Here is a 17,263-nt window from a genome sequence, read left to right as displayed (position 1 = left end):
TAAACAGAAAGATCAACTGGTAGTAATCCGTACTGAACATATTATACATTATTTTCAGTATAGTTGAGCTTATTATTGACTAGAGTCATGCTCTGATTTCTTCCTGCTTCCACGACCCATGACTGGTAGCGGAGTTGGCCTCTATGGTCGTTTCAGGTTAGTCTGAGACGCCCGAGCTACTGAGAAAAGCCCCGCCCTACCGCTATGGGGAAGTAAGCTAACGGCGCGCAGAGGACGTCAACAACCTTGGTCAGCAAATATGGACGGAGAGGGAGGGATTCGAACCCTCGACGGAGCTTTTGGGCCCCGTAACTTCTTAGCAGGAAGCCGCTTTCGACCACTCAGCCACCTCTCCAGGGCCAGGAAGGGCAATGGCAAGCTGGGATCCAGCCACCAGTTCACTCATTGTAGGGGATGGGATCCCACCCGGCAACTGCCCCCTGACCCGCCCTGCAAAGACTCCGTCCCGCTATCGCGATCAGCCGGGATCCCTCCTGGGGTTGGGTGAGTCTAGCTCACCACCTGCAAGTAAATATCGAAGCTGCCGCTATTGTCGCCGTAGCTGCCCTTGGCGTCATTGATGTTGAAGGCAATATCCAGGTTGGGATCCAGATCCACCTCTTGGGGCTGCTCTGGCGAGGACTCGAAAACCTGATGGGCCACCAGTTGGGCGTTGGGTTGAAACAGCACAATCCCGTAGCGGCAGAGGCCCGGGTAGCGCCACTCCTCAGGGGTCGGGATCCCTTTGCCAAGGGGCGAGCGGATGCTGGTGGAAAACGAGAAGCCATAGCGCCAAGCCACATTCCTGGGGAAAAAGCGGATACGGCTGGCCCGCAACGGACGCCCCTGCCAGCGTAAAATGTTGCCCGCCTCTTGGTTCACCCGCAGGTCACGGAAAGCCATCCAAGCCTGTAAAGCTTCTTCTTCAGGTTGGATCCCTTCGATGGCCAGGGCCTGGCTCCAATCCAAGTCACTGCCATCGCAGGTGATCTGCCGCGGAATTTGCGCCAAATCCAGTTGTGCCAACCCCAGAGTATCAGACGCAGATTGGGTAAACATCTATCTCTCCTGTTTCCATCTAATTTTTCAAAATGACTCCAGAAAGGATGGGCTCCCTCCCCAGAGATTGAGGAGCCGCAGGGATCCCAAAAATGTGTCTAGGGAAGGGTTGTAAGAGACCAACCTATCCACATCTCCCCTGCTGGGTAGAGAATGTCAGATGCACGATGACCAACGGAGTTGAAAACCTCAAGCTCTTGCCCGACCGACGAGAGACTGGGAGTTCAAGCTCCTTTAGCAGATAGATCAACGTTACTTGATGAATAAAAGCTATTCCCGAAAAGATAGCCCTTTGCAATACTTTTTTAGGGAACCTTAGGGAGTTGTTAATTCCCTGTGACTCGGCTGCCAATGAAGGCCGGAACCCAAATCCAGGTTTGCTGCAGATCTTCCAGAAGCTTGTATTTTGGAACACATTAATGGTGTAATCCCCTGTTAAGCACTCTTGCGCTCGACCCCTGGGCTCTGCAGCGGCTTTCCACAGCCCAGAGCGCCCTGACAAGCGTTTTTGGTAAGATCACCCCTACAGGTCTCCCAGGGTGCCCGGCGCCCACGGCATGCACGACAACCCTACTTCCCTCTCTTCTGATTTCGAAGTCATCTCTCTGTCCAATCCTCAACAGGCCATGTCTTTGGCGGGCACTCAGGAGGCCAACCTGAGGTGGATCAGTCGCTCCAGCGGTGCCTCTGTAACGCTGCGCGGACAAGACCTGTATCTGAAAGGCACTCCTCAACAGCGGCAGCAGGTGCGGCAATGGCTAGAATTGCTGAGGCCGCTTTGGCAAACTGGGCACCCCGTCACTGTGATCGATGCAGAGCAAGCTTTTCGCGCCCTCTCCGGGCAAGAGGTTGCCGCCTATCAGCAAGCACAAGCAGGGATTTTGGCCCGCACCCGCAAAGGGGAGCTTATCCGACCGAAAACGCCCCGCCAACAGGAGTACGTGCGAGCCATTCGCACCCACGACCTCTGCTTTGGCATTGGACCGGCGGGCACAGGAAAAACCTATCTGGCTGCCGTTGTGGCCATCACGGCTCTGCAAAACCGAGAGTATGAGCGCCTGATCTTGACTCGCCCGGCTGTGGAGGCGGGAGAAAAACTGGGGTTTTTGCCGGGGGATCTGGTGGAAAAGGTGGATCCCTATCTGCGGCCCCTTTACGATGCCCTGTTCGAGTTTATCGACCCGGCCAAGCTGCCGCAGTTGATGGAGCAGGGGGTGATCGAGGTGGCGCCGCTGGCCTATATGCGAGGCCGTACTTTGAGCAATGCCTTCATCATTTTGGACGAAGCCCAGAACACCACCCCCGAGCAGATGAAGATGGCCCTCACGCGGCTGGGATTCCGGTCGCGTATGGTGGTTACCGGGGATCTCACCCAAACGGATCTGGGCAAACATCGCATGTCCGGCCTGGCAGCGGCAGAGCGTATTCTGACAGGGGTAGAGGGGGTTGCCTTTTGCTACTTCGACCAGCGGGATGTGGTGCGCCACCCTCTGGTGCAGCGGATTGTCGATGCCTACGCCCGCTACGAGGGGCAGTCGTGAAGCTGAGGGTGCTCTTTTTCGACGCTGTGGGCACTTTGTTTCGGGTGCGGGGCAGCGTGGGCCAGGTTTACAGCCAGGTGGCAGCGGAGTACGGGGTGAGGGTGGATCCCCAGGCCTTGGATCGCGCTTTTGGCCGAGTTTTTGCCCAGGCTCCAGCCCCGGCCTGCCCAGGATTGACGGGATCCCCTTTGCGGGAGTGGGAGCGGACCTGGTGGCGCCAGGTGGTGCGGGAGACTTTTGCCCGGGTGGGATCCCTGGCTGCCTTCGGAGAGCACCGGTTTGAAGACTTTTTCGCCCAATTGTTTGAGCACTTTGCCGGGGCGGATCCCTGGGAGCTGTATCCCGAGACGCTGCCGGCTTTGCGGGCCCTGCAGCAGGAAGGGATCCGGTTGGGGGTGATCTCCAACTTCGACAGCCGCTTGCCCAGGGTGCTGCAGCAGTTGCAGTTGGATCCCTACTTTTCCACCCTCACCCTCTCCACCCAAGTGGGCTATGCCAAGCCCGATCCTCGCATCTTCCAAGCTGCCCTGGCAGCCCACGGGATCCCCCCCGCAGCCGCCGGCCACATTGGCGACAGCCGCCGCGAAGACTACCAGGGGGCAAAAGCAGCAGGCTTGAGGGCCCTTTGGCTGGATCGAGAGGGGAAGGATAGCTCCTGCCCAGAGCGGATAGAAGATCTGTGGGGATCCCTGTCCATGCTCAATGGGCCGAAGCAGAATTGAGCAGCAGAGGGGCAAAAAGGCCATCCGGCTTGAGCAGGTAACGCCGCAGGTTCATCTGCCGCTCCAGCAGACAAGCATGGCCGCTCTGGGGCGAGATTTCTACCTGCGCCTGGGGCAGCCGTTCCGCCAGCCAGCCCACCTCCTGCACCGAGGGCAACAGGCGATCCCGCCCCCCCGCCACCAGCAAAGTTGGCAGGGTCATCGACTCCAGGGGCAGCTTCTCCACAGCAAAGGATCCCAGCAAAGCCAAGCGCCGAGCAGCTACTGTGGGTTCAACACTGTGAACCGCCTGGCGCAGCCGCTCCCGATCCGGCGGCTCCATTTGGCTGAGCTCCGCCAAAACCCCCAACCCCCGCTCCGACAACTGCTGATAGAGCCCCGGCGGCAAAAAAGGCAGGAGAACATGCCCTGCCCACCACCAGGGCCTACGTCGCAGCGACGAGGCTGGATTGACCAAAATGAGGCCGCGGCACCGTTCCGGCCATTGGGCGGCCACCAGCAAGGCCAGGCAGGCCCCAAAGGATTCTCCACACAAGTACGCCCCCGCTTCTAGCTGGGATCCCACCCAATCGGCCAGGGTTTCCCAGCTATCCCCCGCTTCCGGGTGGTTCAAACTCAGGGGGCGAATGCGAAACTCCCGCTGCAGAGCCTGCGCCTGCCGGTAAAACAACGTACCTGTGCCATCCATACCGGGCAAATACAGCAGCAGGGGCCGCTCCTGACCGACCGCTCCCGTTGCCGGGCTGACCAAGCTAGAGGCAGATGCTACCGGCTCGCCACTCAACTTTCTCATCTCTCTGCCAATCCCAATCGCACCTGTTCTCGGGCCGCTGCAGTTAGCTCTTGAATGACCTGCATTCGCTCGCGTCGGGATCCCTGGCGCTGCTTCCTGCCCACCCAAAGGGGGGATCCCACCCTGAGCACCACCCGCCGATACAACACCACCGGATGTCCCCCTTCCTGTTGAAATCGGGGTTCAGTGGGGTCAAACCAGCGGAAAAAAGCCATAGGAATATCTACTCCCCGCCATTCTTCCTGCGCCCACACCGCCACCGGCAGAATCGGCAAGGGATCCACCGCTGCCGCCAGCGCCAGGTGGGCAAAACCTGGCTGAAACCGCCCCACCTCCCCAGGCGAGGTCTCACGGGTGATCTGCTCCGCCCCTTCTGGGAAGATCCCCACACCCACCCCCGCTGCCAAACTGGCCTGCGCCTGGCGAAAAAAATGGATTTGCTGTCGGGATCCCTGCTTGAGGGGAATGCAGTCCAAAGCCAGGGCGATTTCCCGCAGCAGCGGCACCTGAGCCAGGTAGTAATGGCAGGCAAAGCGAATCGGTCGGTCCAACCCCGCGATCAGCACCGGCGCATCCAGAAAACTGCGGTGATTGCTCACCACCACCAGCGGGCCGGCGGGAACGTGCTCCTTGCCCTCCACCCACACTTCCGTCTGGAAAAGGGTGAGCAACAACTGGGCCAGAGTCCTGGGGTCTGGAGGCCAAGAGAGAGCAGAATTGGCTGAGAACGCTGCGAAGGATCCCATCAATAGTCCACCCCGCGCCGCAGATCGGCCCCCTGCTCGGCATAGTGCTTGTGGCTCACCATTTCCGAGTGGACAGAGGCCAGCTCAAAGTAAGGTAAGGGGGCATGGCACCGCCCCGTGATGATGATCTCCGTGTCCCGCGGCTTGCGCAGCAAAGCCTGGACAATCGGCTCCACGTCCAGCAGCTCCAGATCCACCGTCGGGTTCAACTCATCCAAGATGATGGTTTTGTACAGGCCAGAAGCGATGGCCGCCCGTGCCAACTCCCAGCCCCGCTCCGCTTCTACATAGTCGATTTCCTGTTGTTTGCCCCGCCAGACAATGGCATCCCGACCGCAGCGCTGGTGATCCACCAAATCGGGGTAGCTTTCCCGCAAGGCCCGAATGGCTGCATCCTCGGTGTAGCCCGTTCCCCCCTTCAGCCATTGCATGATCAGCACGCGATGAGAGAGATCCTTGCTGATGCCGCGCCCAATGGCTTGCAGAGCCCGACCCAGAGCGCTGGTGGATTTTCCCTTGCCGTTGCCGGTGTAGATCTCGATGCCGCTGGAAGGAAGCTCGCCGTTGCGGGGATCCGTCGCCCGCCGGACACTGCGCATTTCCGAGTGCAAATCCGCCAGGTCGATAATTTCCTTGGGAGCGCCGCGCCCGGTGATGATCACCTCCATGGCCTCCGGCTTTTGCTTGAGGGTACTGACCACCTCCTCCACAGGCAACAGGCCCAGATCCAGCACCGGGTTGAGCTCATCCAGCACCACCACCGAGTAAAACCCCGACGCCAAAGCCCCTTTGGCCACATCCCAACCGCGGCGGGCCTCCTGACGGTCAAACTTGGTGATCTCATCTGGGCCGAAAAACTCTCCCCGCCCGGTGCGCAATTGATCGATGAGATGGGGGAAGCCTCGCTGCAGAGCCGCAATGGCCGCATCCTCAGCATAGGTTCGGCCTGGCCCCTTGAGAAACCGCACCAGCAACACCCGGCTGGGGGCCGCCTTTTCGATCCCCAAGCCAATGGAACGCAGCACAACCCCTAGGGCCGCCTGGGACTTGCCTTTGCCCTCGCCGTCGTAGACATGGATCTGGCCCCGTCGCCGATCAAACTGCTGGGCAGTCACAATCCCAATTTCTGCCATGCCCCTCCGCGTCATCCTGCTGTGGGAAAATCCCACTTTTCTACCCCCATCTTAGAGCCTACTTGGGGCCTAGCCAGAACTTGGGCAGGAGGGGGAAACTAAAAAGCTCCCAAGAGGCCGGAAAGACCGGGGTAAGATGAGCAATGGTTGTCCAGCCGATGCCTGTCTAGCGAGGGATCCCCCTTGTATCCGACTGCATTTTCTTCTCGCCCGTTACTCCCTGCTGTGGATAGCCCTATTGAGCTGGTGGGGGGGACGCCGCTGATCCGTCTGCGGCGGGTTGCTGCCGATTTGCCGGAATCGGTACGGGTATATGGCAAGGCAGAGTGGTACAACCCTGGGGGTTCAGTCAAGGATCGCCCGGCCCTCAACATGATTCGCGCTGGCGAACGCCAGGGCAAGCTTACCCCCGGCAAGATCATCCTCGATGCTACCAGCGGTAACACCGGCATCGCCTATGCCTGGATCGGGGCGGCCTTGGGCTACAAAGTCAAGCTGGCCCTTCCCGCCAACGCCAGCCCAGAGCGCAAGAAGATCCTGGCTGCCTACGGCGTGGACTTGGTTTTGACGGATCCCGCTCTGGGATCCGATGGGGCCATCGAGAAAGCCCGCGCCCTCTATGCGGAAAACCCCGAGCTTTATTTCTACCCTGACCAGTACAGCAACCCCGCCAACTGGCAAGCCCACTACGAAACCACTGGGGTGGAGATTTGGGAGCAAACCCAGGGGCAGGTCACCCATTTTGTTACCGGGCTAGGCACCAGCGGCACCTGTATGGGGGTGGGGCGGCGCCTGCGAGAGTATCGCCCGGATATCCAAATCATTGCCATGCAGCCCGACTCTCCCTTCCATGGCCTGGAAGGGCTCAAGCACATGGCCACAGCTCTAAAACCCGAGATTTACGATCCCACCCTGCCTGACCAGCACATTGAGATCTCCACAGAAGCAGCCCAGAAAATGGTCAAGCGCTTGGCGTTGGAAGAAGGCCTGCTGGTGGGCATCTCTGCCGGCGCCAATGTGGTGGCAGCCCTAGAGGTGGCCCGTCAGCTCTCCTCTGGAGTGGTGGTGACCATCTTTTGCGACGGGGCTGACAAATATCTTTCCGAGCGTTTCTGGACAGAGGAGTGACATCCTCCCGGCGCTCGTCCTGTGGACAGGGCGCGGGCTACCCTTCCCGTCAGCAGGACGGAGTCCTTGAAGCCTGCACTCTCTCGCTTTGGCGGCGCGGAGCGCTTTGCGTCAGCATGAGTGTGGGAGTATGTCACGTACCTTTAAGGCTGAGCGCAGAGGGATCCCATGGCGATCATCGTCCTGAAAGCCTGGTATTTGGATTCGGTGTTGTCTGCTTCTCAAGTCCAACAGAGGGCCCCCGACCTGCGCCTAAGCCGTACCGGCCTCTTGAAAACGGCGATGCGGGCCGACTTTCTCGACGATGTGGAGCAGGTGAAGGCTTCCGTATGGTGGCAGCGCTACCTGGAAGGAGAGCTGGTGGAGTTTTACATCGAAGGCAGCGGCGCCTACAGCATCTCCAACCTCGATTTGATCAGCCGTGAGATCTACTTTAATAAGCGGGCCACCCTGAACATGACCGAGCCGGTCATCTACTTCTGCGGCCAATCGGATTACCCCGACTCCAGCGCCACTCTGCACCGGGCATTGCAAGCCGTGGTGGAGGCTCTCAATCGCGACCACAGACCGGTCGTGCCCCTGCAGCTGCAGGGATCCCTTCCCGCTGAGGCTGAGACCCCGCTCATCGATGCGGCCTTGATTCGCAAGCTCAAGCACGCGCTGCTGGTGGTGGCCGATGTAACCCCTGTGCAGGTGAATGGCCGGGGGCGTCCCCTACCCAGCCCTCAGGTCTGTCTGGAGTTGGGCTATGCCCTGCAATCGAAGCGCCCCGAACAATTGCTGCTGGTACAACTCCCCCGCGACGGCATCGAGGGATCCTTCCCCTTTGAGGTGGAAGACAGCAGTTTTTTGAAAATCACCGATCCCCAGCGTCTGGTCGATCACCTGGGAGCCGAGATCGCCCGGCAGTTGCAGCGCAACCGGGTTATCTCCCTCTAGCCAGCAGCACCTATCCAACCTCCCCTCGCAGCCGTTAGACTCTTGGAGATGGTCACTCCTGGCCATGGGGGATCTGGCTCCCCGAAACCCAAACAGCCTCCATCGTCGCTACCTTTTCTCCCCTTGTGAACCATGACCCTGGCTAACGCAAATCCTTTGGTTTCGCCGGATCGCTCTGCGGCAGGTTGGCAGAGAGGTCTGAACAGCATAATGTTCCTGCTGCTGTTGGGGGTTCCCCTATCTTGGGTGGGGCACTTCCGGGGCTGGGATCCCAACCTGGTCTTCCTCTGTGCGGCTTTGGCGGTGGTGGCCTTGGCGAAGTTTATGGGTCAGGCCACGGAAGAGATTGCAGCCTTGACAGGGCCGACAGTCGGGGGGCTGATCAACGCCACCTTTGGCAATGCGGCGGAGTTGATCATCGGCTTGGTGGCACTGCGGGCGGGGCTGGTGGATGTGGTAAAAGCCTCCATCACCGGCGCGATCATCAGTAACCTGCTCCTGGTGGCCGGCTTGGCCATGTTTTTGGGCGGGATCAAGTTTCGGGAGCAGAGCTTTCGACCCGAGGTGGCCCGCATGAATGCCTCGGTGATGAACTTGGCGGTGGTGGCCTTGATCCTGCCCAGCGTGGTCACCTATGCCGATGCCAACTTGGGGGAGATCTCCATCCAAGAGCTATCCACGGCGGTAGCCCTGGTGCTGATCGGGGTTTACGGTCTTACTTTGCTGTTTTCCCTCAAAACCCACAGTTACCTCTACGCCCTTCACGAAGCAGAAGCCGCAGAAGATGAGGCGGCCAGTCGTCTGGCCCCCAATCCGGTTTTGCAGGCGGAAGGATCCATTCCCCAGGTGTTGACGGCTCCGCCCGAGGGAGCCGGTTTGGGGTTTTGGGTGCTGGCCCTCTTGGGGTTGACGGTGCTGGTGGCGCTGGAGTCGGAACTGTTGGTGAGCACTCTAGAGGATACGCTGGAACACTTTCACATGACGCCGCTGTTTATGGGGGTGATTTTGTTGCCGATCATCGGCAACGCGGCAGAGCATGCGACGGCGATCACGGTGGCCATGAAAGACAAGATGGATCTCTCCTTCTCGGTGGCGCTGGGCTCGACGATGCAAATTGCCCTGTTTGTGGCACCTCTGCTGGTGCTGGCCGGGGATGTGCTGCATCAGCCCATGAACTTCAACTTCGGCATGGTGGAGTTGGTGGCCATTGCAGTCTCGGTGCTGCTGATCAATTCCGTCAGCAGCGATGGGCGCTCCAACTGGCTGGAAGGGCTACTGCTCTTGGCCACCTATGCCATCCTCGGGATTGCTTTCTTCTTTCTGGAGTGAGGCGTTAAAGTGTTCTGCACCGCTGACGCAAACGGCTCATGCTGCGAAGCTGCGAATGGTGCCCCGCACCGCTGACGGGAACGGTAGGCAGGCCGAAGCCGAGGAAAACGGGATCCCTGTTGTGGCCTCTCCTTTTCGGTGCATCTTTTGCCCTATCCCCCATAAGCGGGCCCGCATGGGGGCAGGAAGCTGCCGAAAACAACGGCACCGCCCCCAACCTGCCTTTGCTCAACCGTTTGGATGCCCTAGAAGAGCTGCGGCAAGCGCTTAGCCTCCCCACCTCTTCTATCCAGGCGGAGGCCGTGACGCTGGATGGGCGGCGTTTGTTCGTGGTTACCGCACCGCAGGGGGATCCCGGCAGCCTGCCTCCGGTGTCGCAGCGGGTGCGCTCCATTGAACAAACCCTGCACCAGTTGGCCAGCGCCGGATTCGATCCAGAGGCGCTGCAGGTTGAAGTCACCCTGGACGGCCAGACCAACCAGCCTGTTATCCGGGTGAATGGGCGACATTTGCTAACCATCACCTCCCTCGATGCTCAATTCCAGGGCGCCCAACCCATGGACTGGGCTGAGCAGGTAGCCGGCATTGTCGAGGAAGCGCTGCGCACTTCGCAACGGGAGCGGCAGCCTCAATTTTTGCGCCGCCAAGCGGTGATTGCCCTCGGCATCCTGGCTGTGGTAGGGAGCCTGAGCCAGCTCTGCCAGCGAAAACGGCGACGGCTGCAGCAAAAACGCGATGCCCTGCAGACGGAATACCAGGCCATCCAAGCAGAGATTCAGGAGCGCCTAGCGGGGGAAGAGCAGCCGGGCGTGGATCCCGTCTTGGTCGAACAACAGGCCGGACGCAAATGGCAGGAATCCTATTTAGAGCTGCAAATTCGCCTGCTGCGCCTGGTGCAAATTGGCCTGTGGGTGGGCGGAGTTGGGGTGAGCTTGGGCCTTTTCCCACAAACGCGACCCCTGCAAACGTTTTTCCTGGTTTCGCTGCGCGGCCCTCTGTTGCGGTTGACAGGGGTGGGCCTGGCCACCTATGGCAGTGTTTGGCTGAGTGGACTGGTACTGGATAACCTCTTTGCTGCCCTGCGCCAAGAGCAAAATGCCCCCACCTATCGCCTCAGCAAACGCCTCAGCACCTTTGCCAGCGTCTGTGACATACTCCCATCACTAACCCTACAGGTACAGCGTGGGCTTCGCGCTTCAAAGTGCTACGCACCGCTGACACGAACGGGGAGCTACTGCAAGAACCCTCCACGCGCAGACACGGGATGTCCCACCGCGTAGCTGTACCAGATTCCGGCAACGCCGTTTTGTACAGCCATGTTGATTATGGCACAGGATATATACGCCTTTCATCCCGACCCTCCTGCTGTTGCAGAGAGTGCGGGGCTTCCCGGCGGTTTAGCTAACCCAGTTGCGCAACACCGAAGGCAGCTTGATCTCCATTCCCAACAGTGCCATCCGGGTGGTGGAGAACCTCTCCAACGGCTGGTCACGGGTGGATCTGGGGATTGTGATCGCCTATGAAAACGATCTGGAACAGGCAATACGCATCACCGAGCAGGTGGCTCTGCAGATGTACCGGGAGCCAGCTTGGCGGGAAAAAATCCTCGAGCCCCCCGAAATGCACGGTGTCGATGATCTGGGGGAGCGGGGGATCACGTTGCGCATTTGGATCAAGGTGCAGCCCCTGCAGCAGTGGAGGGTGGCGCGGGAATACCGCCGTCGCCTCAAGCACGCCTTCGATCAAGCAGGGATCCAGATTCCTTTTCCACAGCAGACCCTCTGGTTCCACAGCCCCTTGGAGATGCGCATCCAGGGTCTCAGCCCAGAGGAGACCCACCGCCTGCTGCACCTGATGGAATCGCGGCTCGAGGCTCGCCTGCGGGAAAGGGATCCCGTTGCAAACGACTTGACAAATTGACAAAATAGGCGGCTGCCGAAAGCTTCTACCCTTAGCCGCTCAGCCGGCTAGCAGTTTCAACAGGGCGGTCGCGCCAGCAGGCCGCAAGTCTAGTGACTACTCATCGCCGATGATTTCCGGCTCGGTCAGCTCATCCGACATTTCGATGACGGCGCGGCGGATCGGCTTCATCCAGCCATCTTCTATATCATCCGGATCCTCGTAGCGGCGGCGCTTGGCGCGGTTGGCCACCTGTACCGTGATGCGATAGCGATTTTTGGAAGCGTTGATCAGAGCCTCTACCCGACGCATCAGCTCGTCATTGTCAATAGCCAGTTGATTCTTGCGGGAAGCCATAATCGCAGTCTTAAATCTTGATATCTTGTTGCCACCAGGATCCCAACGAGACTCCGTCCCGCTAACGCGAAAGGACTCCGTCCCGCTACCGCGATCCTAGCAGAGAACCTTCCAGTTCTTGCATTCCTGTAGCGTTGCATGGCAATAGGGTGGGACTTTTGCCAAGAACTCATTTGTCAAGATTTGTCAAGAACTCATTTGTAGAGCAGCTTGCTCTGCTCTTGTACAACTCACAGGGGCTGCTAATCCAGCAAAAACTGTACCCACTTCGGCGGGGGTGGCAGCGGGCAACGAAAGTGCTCCATCACCAGGGCGGCCACCAAATGCACCGTGAATACGTAGATGAGGGAATTGAAGGCAATAAATCCCACCACCACCACCTGAACCATCCAGGGTTCTGCCACCCAGTAGACGCCCCATCGGCTGAGGGACACATCCAGGAGCCAGTTGGTTAGGCCGGTAAGTTGAATGGTTACGTAGATCCAGAGGTTTTCCCCCACCAGTAGGGAGGAAAGCACCAACTGAAAGATCAAGCCCAGGGCGCTGAGCACAGCCCCGCTCACCACCGAGACGTACCAGGAAAGACGCTGCTGCCACAGGCGGGCACACCAATAGCCCAGCAGACCATAGGGAATGACATAGAGAATGCTGCGCGTGGGCCCTATCAGCACCGTCAGCAACAGGCCGGAGACCACCAGGGCCATTGCCCCTGTGCGGGGATCCCAGCGCATCACCGCCAGCGCCACCGGGATGGGGAAAAACAGGCGCATGAAAGGAGCTAGCGGCGTGTAGCTCAGGATCCAGATCAAGGCTGCCGTACTGGCCAAAAAAGCTGTCTCCACCACCCTCAAGGCCGGAGAACGGGGAGGTGGGGGGGGTAAGGGAGGAAAGTCATCCTGCACAGAAGGCTGAGGCGGCGGGGGCACATCCAGAAAAGCACAACTTTTCCCAGCTTAGCTTGTCGGGGTGTGGGGGTAGCTAAGCCCCGCACTGTACTCGTAGAGTCAGTGTCGGGATACAGATACCCCCACATGGTGTATGATGGGAGTACTTGCACAAAACGGCTTTTGCCGGAATCTGGTGCAACTACGCGGTAGGGCATTCCGTGTCTGCTCGTGGAGGGTTCTTGCGTAGGCTCCCCGTTCGCGTCAGCGGTGCGTAGCACTTTGAAGCGAGAAGCCCACGCTGTACCCGTAGGGTCAGCGATGGGAGTATGTCACGCCACCGGTTGCCGGGTTGGGCGAATTGTTGTCCAGAGGTGTGGATTTGGACTGCAAGTCGGCTACAGGATAGGCCCTGTTGTCGATTGGGGCTGCCTCAGCGGATCCCTTTTGGATTTCAGGACATTCGGCAACATTTCCCAAGGCCAACCGTGAACCGACCCCCATCGGCCAGTCTCTCCTGACCCTACCCATCAACTTGTCTTGAAACGACTAGGGCGTTCTGATAAAGTTGAGGCGGGATTTGCCCTGAGAGAGCGGGATCCCTTCTGGACAAGTCTAGGGTCAATGCTATGGCAGTGCGGGTGGGCATCAACGGTTTTGGCCGCATCGGACGGCTGGTGTTGCGGGCTGCTTGGGGCTGGGAAGAGCTGGAATTCGCCCACATCAACGAGATCAAAGGGGGAGCGGCGACGGCGGCCCACCTGTTGAAGTTTGACTCGGTGCAGGGCCGCTGGGCTATCGACATTGAGGGATCCGATAACCGGCTGCGCATCCAAGAGAAAACCCTCACCTTCAGCGAACACAAATCCCCCGGTGAAGTGCCCTGGGCAGAGTTGGGGATCGAGCTAGTGCTGGAATGCTCGGGCAAATTTGTCAAGGCAGCGGAGCTGGATGCCTACTTCAAAGCGGGGGTGCGCAAGGTGATTGTGGCTGCCCCTGTCAAGGACGAAGAGGCCCTCAACATTGTTATGGGCGTCAACGATCACCTGTACGACCCGGCCCGGCACCATTTGCTCACGGCGGCTTCCTGCACCACTAACTGTCTGGCTCCTTTGGTGAAGGTCATCCACGAGGGAATCGGCATTGTTCACGGGGTGATCACCACCATCCATGACGTCACCAATACTCAAACCATGGTGGATGCCCCCCACAAAGACCTGCGGCGGGCCCGCTCCGCTCTGCTGTCTTTGGTGCCCACCACCACCGGCTCGGCCACGGCCATTGGGCTGATTTACCCCGAACTCAACGGCAAGTTGAACGGCATTGCCGTGCGCGTGCCCCTCTTGAACGCTTCCCTGACCGATGCGGTGTTCGAAGTCAGGCGGCCCACCACCGTGGAAGAAGTCAATCACCTCTTAAAAACTGCAGCCGAGGGCGAACTCAAGGGGATCCTCGGCTACGAGGAGCTGCCCCTGGTCTCGGTGGATTTCAAAGGGGATCCCCGTTCCAGCATTGTGGATGCGCCCTCGACGATGGTGGTGGATGGCGCCCAGGTGAAGATCCTGGCCTGGTACGACAACGAATGGGGCTACGCCAACCGCATGGCGGAACTGGCCCGCAAAGTGGCCCGCAGTCTATAGAAACATCTCCCTTGGAGACCTGCCCATGACTTCTGTTTCGACGGCTCAAGCCTCTGCGGTTCGCAACTACGCCCTGGTTACAGCGGCCTATTGGGGGTTCACCATCACCGATGGCGCCATCCGCATGTTGGTGCTGCTGCACTTCCACAAGTTGGGCTTTACCCCGATTCAGATTGCCATGCTGTTCCTCTTCTACGAGATCTTCGGGGTGATCACCAACTTCCTGGGCGGCTGGATTGGATCCCTCTTTGGCCTGCGGCTGACCCTCTACGGCGGCATTGCCATTCAGATCTTTGGCCTGGTGATGCTGGGGGTGATCAACCTGCAGTGGCCGGTCTGGGGCCAGGTGGCCTACGTGATGACCGCCCAAGCTCTGGCCGGGATCGCCAAAGATCTCACCAAGATGAGCTCCAAAAGCGCCATCCGCCTGGTGGTGCCCAAAGAAGCGGAATCCCGCCTGTTTCGTTGGGTGGCTATGCTCACCGGATCCAAAAACGCCCTCAAGGGGGTGGGGTTCTTTGTGGGAGCCGCTCTGCTGCAGATCTTCACCGAAATCTACGGGGATCCCATGGGCTTCCGCATGGCCAACTTTGTCCAGGCGGGGGCGTTGGCTTTGATCTTCTGTTCGGGGGCGCTGCTGCCGGCAGACATGGGCAAAATCAAGGCCAAGATCCCCTTCAAGCGGCTGTTTTCCAAGAGCAGAGAGATCAACATCCTCTCGGCAGCTCGCTTTTTCCTGTTTGGGTCGCGGGATGTGTGGTTTGTGGTGGCCCTGCCGGTGTTTCTCTACGACAGCTTGGGCTGGACTTTTATGCAGGTGGGCAGCTACATGGCCATCTGGGTGATCGGCTATGGGTTCATTCAGTTTGTAGCGCCGCAACTGCTGGGTGGGGGTCGCCCTGGCCGTGCTCCCAAGGCCCGCACCATCCAGATTTGGACCTTCGTGCTGACGGCGGTGCCGGCGATCATTGCCACAGCCTTCATGGCCGGGCTGGCACCGGAGCTGGTGATCACCGGCGGCTTGATCCTGTTCGGGATCGTCTTTGCCTTCAATTCGGCGGTGCATTCCTACCTGGTGCTGGCCTACACGGAAGACGACGACGTAGCCCTCAATGTGGGCTTTTATTACATGGCTAATTCCGGCGGGCGGCTGTTGGGGACGGTAACTTCTGGGATCCTCTTCCAGTTCTACGGATTGGAGGGCTGTCTTTGGTTTTCCACCCTCTTGATCTTGGCGGCGGGGCTGTTCTCGTTGAAATTGCCGGATCCCAGCAAAACCCCGGTGGAGTGGGTGGTTAAGCCAGGGGATTGAGGATGGAGGGCTACCAGCGGAGATCGATGCATCCATTCAACCCATCCACAAATGGGTGGAGGGGAAAGAACTCTGCTCAGCACAAACGAGAGGCCCAACGATGAGATAGTAGAGGAGCAAGCAGCTTTTCCGGCAGCCTATGAGCCTGCGCATTGTTCCCACGACGCCCTTCCCTGGCCAGAGACCCGGCACCTCTGGCCTGCGCAAGCCGGTATCGGTGTTTCAGCAGCCCCACTACCTGGAAAACTTCGTCCAATCCATTTTTGATGTCCTGGAGGGATCCGCCGGCCAAACCCTGGTGGTGGGGGGAGATGGCCGCTACTACAACCGCGAGGCCATTCAGATCCTGCTCAAGATGGCGGCGGCCAACGGCATCGGGCGAGTCCTGGTGGGCCAAGGAGGGATCCTCTCCACGCCGGCGGTTTCCTGTCTCATCCGCAAGTACGGCGCCTACGGGGGGATCATCTTCTCTGCCAGCCACAACCCCGGCGGCCCCCAGGGGGATTTCGGCATCAAGTACAACATCGGCAACGGTGGCCCTGCCCCGGAGAAGGTGACCGAGGCCATTTACGCCCGCACCCAGCAGATCCGGGAGTACCGCATCCTGGAAGCTCCCGATGTCGATCTGGATCGCTTGGGCGAGCAACGGCTGGGGTCCCTCACGGTGTCCGTCATTGACCCGGTGGCCGATTACTTGGGCCTGATGCAGCGCCTGTTTGATTTCGAGGCCATCCGCGACTACCTGGCCTCTGGGATCCGCATTGCCTTCGACGCCATGCACGCCGTCACCGGCCCCTATGCCCACGCCATTTTGCAGGGATCCCTGAGAGCACCAGAGGGCAGTGTGCTCAACGGGCAGCCCCTGCCGGATTTTGGCGGCGGACACCCGGATCCCAACCTGGTGCATGCCCGCTCATTGGTGGAACTGTTGTTTCGGGAAGATGGGCCGGACTTTGGGGCCGCTTCCGATGGGGATGGGGATCGCAACCTGATCCTGGGCCGTCAATTTTACGTGACCCCCAGCGACAGCTTGGCAGTGCTGGCTGCCAATGCCCACCGGGTACCCGGCTACCGAGAAGGTCTGGCGGGAATTGCCCGCTCCATGCCCACCAGCCAGGCGGCGGATCGGGTGGCGGCCAAGCTGGGGATCCCTTGCTACGAAACGCCTACCGGCTGGAAATTCTTCGGCAACCTGCTGGATGCCGGCAAGGTCACCCTCTGCGGGGAAGAGAGCTTCGGCACCGGATCTCACCACATCCGGGAAAAAGACGGGCTCTGGGCCGTCCTGTTTTGGCTGAACATTTTGGCCGTTCGACGGCAGCCGGTGCGGCAGATTGTGGAAGAACACTGGCGCACCTATGGGCGCAACGTCTACTCCCGTCACGACTACGAGGGACTGCCGGTGGAGGTGGCCGAAGCGCTGATGGCAGACTTGCGACGCTCCCTGCCTGGGTGGGTGGGCCAGCGCTTGGGATCCCACACAGTGGCTTATGCCGATGACTTCAGCTACACCGATCCCGTAGACGGCAGCACCACCAGCCACCAAGGGATCCGCATTGGCTTTGAGGATGGATCCCGCATCATCTACCGGCTTTCGGGAACCGGCACCCACGGAGCCACCCTGCGGGTGTACCTGGAGCGATTGGAGCTGGATCCCGCCCGGCATGGCCTGGATCCCCAAGTGGCCTTGGCCGAACAGATTCAACTGGCCGATCACCTTGCCCAGATTCGCGCCCGCACCGGTCGGCAGCAGCCAGACGTCATCACCTAGCCCGTCGCAA

General features: G+C 59.8%; 17 protein-coding genes and 1 tRNA gene. 10 read left to right on the top strand and 8 right to left on the bottom strand.

Annotated features, from left to right (window positions below):
* Positions 1 to 264: 264 nt before the first annotated feature.
* Positions 265 to 355, bottom strand: a tRNA-Ser gene (locus tag ACVWXE_RS10800).
* A 155-nt stretch (positions 356 to 510) separates the two neighbouring features.
* Positions 511 to 1,059, bottom strand: a complete 549-nt coding sequence (locus tag ACVWXE_RS10795; RefSeq protein ID WP_011433891.1) for a hypothetical protein — start codon at positions 1,057 to 1,059, stop codon at positions 511 to 513.
* A 557-nt stretch (positions 1,060 to 1,616) separates the two neighbouring features.
* Between ACVWXE_RS10795 and ACVWXE_RS10790 the strand changes: the two genes are divergently transcribed.
* Together ACVWXE_RS10790 and ACVWXE_RS10785 are read left to right on the top strand one after the other, a co-directional pair.
* The gene (locus tag ACVWXE_RS10790; protein ID WP_457384250.1) at positions 1,617 to 2,600 is read left to right on the top strand and encodes a PhoH family protein; all 984 of its coding nucleotides are present in this window, start codon (positions 1,617 to 1,619) and stop codon (positions 2,598 to 2,600) included.
* The gene (locus ACVWXE_RS10785) at positions 2,597 to 3,322 is read left to right on the top strand and encodes an HAD-IA family hydrolase (RefSeq protein ID WP_457490296.1); all 726 of its coding nucleotides are present in this window, start codon (positions 2,597 to 2,599) and stop codon (positions 3,320 to 3,322) included. Before ACVWXE_RS10790 ends, ACVWXE_RS10785 begins: the two co-directional genes overlap by 4 nt.
* On the opposite strand, the gene ACVWXE_RS10780 is transcribed toward ACVWXE_RS10785, so the two are convergent.
* The 3 genes from ACVWXE_RS10780 to ACVWXE_RS10770 are packed head-to-tail and all read right to left on the bottom strand — an operon-like array spanning position 3,300 to position 6,009.
* Positions 3,300 to 4,115 carry an alpha/beta fold hydrolase gene (locus ACVWXE_RS10780; protein WP_457490295.1) on the bottom strand — a complete coding sequence of 272 codons (816 nt, stop codon included), beginning with the start codon at positions 4,113 to 4,115 and terminating at the stop codon, positions 3,300 to 3,302. The two genes, ACVWXE_RS10785 and ACVWXE_RS10780, sit on opposite strands and share 23 nt — an antisense overlap.
* On the bottom strand, positions 4,112 to 4,861 hold the full coding sequence (locus tag ACVWXE_RS10775; protein ID WP_414413352.1) for a lysophospholipid acyltransferase family protein: 750 nt from the start codon (positions 4,859 to 4,861) through the stop codon (positions 4,112 to 4,114). Before ACVWXE_RS10775 ends, ACVWXE_RS10780 begins: the two co-directional genes overlap by 4 nt.
* Positions 4,861 to 6,009 (bottom strand): cob(I)yrinic acid a,c-diamide adenosyltransferase, encoded by a 1,149-nt coding sequence (locus ACVWXE_RS10770; RefSeq protein ID WP_457403276.1) that lies wholly within the window; start codon positions 6,007 to 6,009, stop codon positions 4,861 to 4,863. The genes ACVWXE_RS10775 and ACVWXE_RS10770 overlap by 1 nt, the downstream gene beginning before the upstream one ends.
* 210 nt (positions 6,010 to 6,219) lie before the next feature.
* Here ACVWXE_RS10770 and ACVWXE_RS10765 point away from each other — a divergent pair, with 210 nt between their 5' ends.
* The 5 genes from ACVWXE_RS10765 to ACVWXE_RS10745 all read left to right on the top strand — a co-directional run bounded on the left by ACVWXE_RS10765 (position 6,220) and on the right by ACVWXE_RS10745 (position 11,310).
* Positions 6,220 to 7,122 (top strand): PLP-dependent cysteine synthase family protein, encoded by a 903-nt coding sequence (locus tag ACVWXE_RS10765; RefSeq protein ID WP_011433884.1) that lies wholly within the window; start codon positions 6,220 to 6,222, stop codon positions 7,120 to 7,122.
* 168 nt (positions 7,123 to 7,290) lie between these two features.
* Positions 7,291 to 8,061 (top strand): hypothetical protein, encoded by a 771-nt coding sequence (locus ACVWXE_RS10760; protein ID WP_457490294.1) that lies wholly within the window; start codon positions 7,291 to 7,293, stop codon positions 8,059 to 8,061.
* A gap of 210 nt (positions 8,062 to 8,271) precedes the next feature.
* The gene (gene cax / locus ACVWXE_RS10755; protein ID WP_457490298.1) at positions 8,272 to 9,390 is read left to right on the top strand and encodes a calcium/proton exchanger; all 1,119 of its coding nucleotides are present in this window, start codon (positions 8,272 to 8,274) and stop codon (positions 9,388 to 9,390) included.
* A gap of 38 nt (positions 9,391 to 9,428) precedes the next feature.
* Positions 9,429 to 10,670, top strand: coding sequence for a hypothetical protein (locus ACVWXE_RS10750; RefSeq protein ID WP_457490293.1), 1,242 nt, complete (start codon positions 9,429 to 9,431; stop codon positions 10,668 to 10,670).
* 130 nt (positions 10,671 to 10,800) lie between these two features.
* Positions 10,801 to 11,310 carry a mechanosensitive ion channel family protein gene (locus tag ACVWXE_RS10745; RefSeq protein WP_457440702.1) on the top strand — a complete coding sequence of 170 codons (510 nt, stop codon included), beginning with the start codon at positions 10,801 to 10,803 and terminating at the stop codon, positions 11,308 to 11,310.
* A gap of 96 nt (positions 11,311 to 11,406) precedes the next feature.
* Here ACVWXE_RS10745 and ACVWXE_RS10740 read toward each other — a convergent pair whose 3' ends face one another.
* The 3 genes from ACVWXE_RS10740 to ACVWXE_RS10730 form a co-directional block, all read right to left on the bottom strand.
* Positions 11,407 to 11,646, bottom strand: coding sequence for a DNA-directed RNA polymerase subunit omega (locus ACVWXE_RS10740; protein WP_011433877.1), 240 nt, complete (start codon positions 11,644 to 11,646; stop codon positions 11,407 to 11,409).
* 242 nt (positions 11,647 to 11,888) lie between these two features.
* Positions 11,889 to 12,572, bottom strand: a complete 684-nt coding sequence (locus ACVWXE_RS10735) for a DUF2232 domain-containing protein (protein WP_414383551.1) — start codon at positions 12,570 to 12,572, stop codon at positions 11,889 to 11,891.
* Between the two features lie 273 nt (positions 12,573 to 12,845).
* Positions 12,846 to 13,034 (bottom strand): hypothetical protein, encoded by a 189-nt coding sequence (locus tag ACVWXE_RS10730; RefSeq protein ID WP_457441783.1) that lies wholly within the window; start codon positions 13,032 to 13,034, stop codon positions 12,846 to 12,848.
* Positions 13,035 to 13,159: 125 nt separating this feature from the next.
* On the opposite strand from ACVWXE_RS10730, the gene ACVWXE_RS10725 reads away from it, so the two are divergent.
* From ACVWXE_RS10725 to ACVWXE_RS10715, 3 genes are all read left to right on the top strand, one after another.
* Entirely contained in the window at positions 13,160 to 14,170 is a 1,011-nt protein-coding gene (locus ACVWXE_RS10725; RefSeq protein WP_457406047.1) for an ArsJ-associated glyceraldehyde-3-phosphate dehydrogenase, read from the top strand.
* A gap of 25 nt (positions 14,171 to 14,195) precedes the next feature.
* Positions 14,196 to 15,482: an organoarsenical effux MFS transporter ArsJ gene (gene arsJ / locus ACVWXE_RS10720; RefSeq protein WP_457490292.1), complete on the top strand. Its 1,287-nt coding sequence runs from the start codon at positions 14,196 to 14,198 to the stop codon at positions 15,480 to 15,482.
* A gap of 139 nt (positions 15,483 to 15,621) precedes the next feature.
* Positions 15,622 to 17,253, top strand: coding sequence for an alpha-D-glucose phosphate-specific phosphoglucomutase (locus ACVWXE_RS10715; protein WP_457490291.1), 1,632 nt, complete (start codon positions 15,622 to 15,624; stop codon positions 17,251 to 17,253).
* Positions 17,254 to 17,263 lie beyond the last annotated feature (10 nt).

The organism is Thermostichus sp. MS-CIW-41, assembly GCF_054058915.1.
The sequence above is the reverse complement of the archived record's forward strand: the minus strand, read 5'-3'. Positions and strand labels throughout refer to the sequence as shown.

What these genes read in the sequence shown, in the direction of transcription:
- ACVWXE_RS10795 (WP_011433891.1), bottom strand. Translation starts at nt 1,059, where the DNA reads ATGTTTACCCAATCTGCGTCTGATACTCTGGGGTTGGCACAACTGGAT.
- ACVWXE_RS10725 (WP_457406047.1), top strand. Translation starts at nt 13,160, where the DNA reads ATGGCAGTGCGGGTGGGCATCAACGGTTTTGGCCGCATCGGACGGCTG.
- ACVWXE_RS10775 (WP_414413352.1), bottom strand. Translation starts at nt 4,861, where the DNA reads ATGGGATCCTTCGCAGCGTTCTCAGCCAATTCTGCTCTCTCTTGGCCT.
- arsJ (WP_457490292.1), top strand. Translation starts at nt 14,196, where the DNA reads ATGACTTCTGTTTCGACGGCTCAAGCCTCTGCGGTTCGCAACTACGCC.
- ACVWXE_RS10730 (WP_457441783.1), bottom strand. Translation starts at nt 13,034, where the DNA reads ATGGGGGTCGGTTCACGGTTGGCCTTGGGAAATGTTGCCGAATGTCCT.
- ACVWXE_RS10715 (WP_457490291.1), top strand. Translation starts at nt 15,622, where the DNA reads ATGAGCCTGCGCATTGTTCCCACGACGCCCTTCCCTGGCCAGAGACCC.
- ACVWXE_RS10750 (WP_457490293.1), top strand. Translation starts at nt 9,429, where the DNA reads ATGCTGCGAAGCTGCGAATGGTGCCCCGCACCGCTGACGGGAACGGTA.
- ACVWXE_RS10740 (WP_011433877.1), bottom strand. Translation starts at nt 11,646, where the DNA reads ATGGCTTCCCGCAAGAATCAACTGGCTATTGACAATGACGAGCTGATG.
- ACVWXE_RS10770 (WP_457403276.1), bottom strand. Translation starts at nt 6,009, where the DNA reads ATGACGCGGAGGGGCATGGCAGAAATTGGGATTGTGACTGCCCAGCAG.
- ACVWXE_RS10790 (WP_457384250.1), top strand. Translation starts at nt 1,617, where the DNA reads ATGCACGACAACCCTACTTCCCTCTCTTCTGATTTCGAAGTCATCTCT.
- ACVWXE_RS10780 (WP_457490295.1), bottom strand. Translation starts at nt 4,115, where the DNA reads ATGAGAAAGTTGAGTGGCGAGCCGGTAGCATCTGCCTCTAGCTTGGTC.
- ACVWXE_RS10760 (WP_457490294.1), top strand. Translation starts at nt 7,291, where the DNA reads ATGGCGATCATCGTCCTGAAAGCCTGGTATTTGGATTCGGTGTTGTCT.
- cax (WP_457490298.1), top strand. Translation starts at nt 8,272, where the DNA reads ATGTTCCTGCTGCTGTTGGGGGTTCCCCTATCTTGGGTGGGGCACTTC.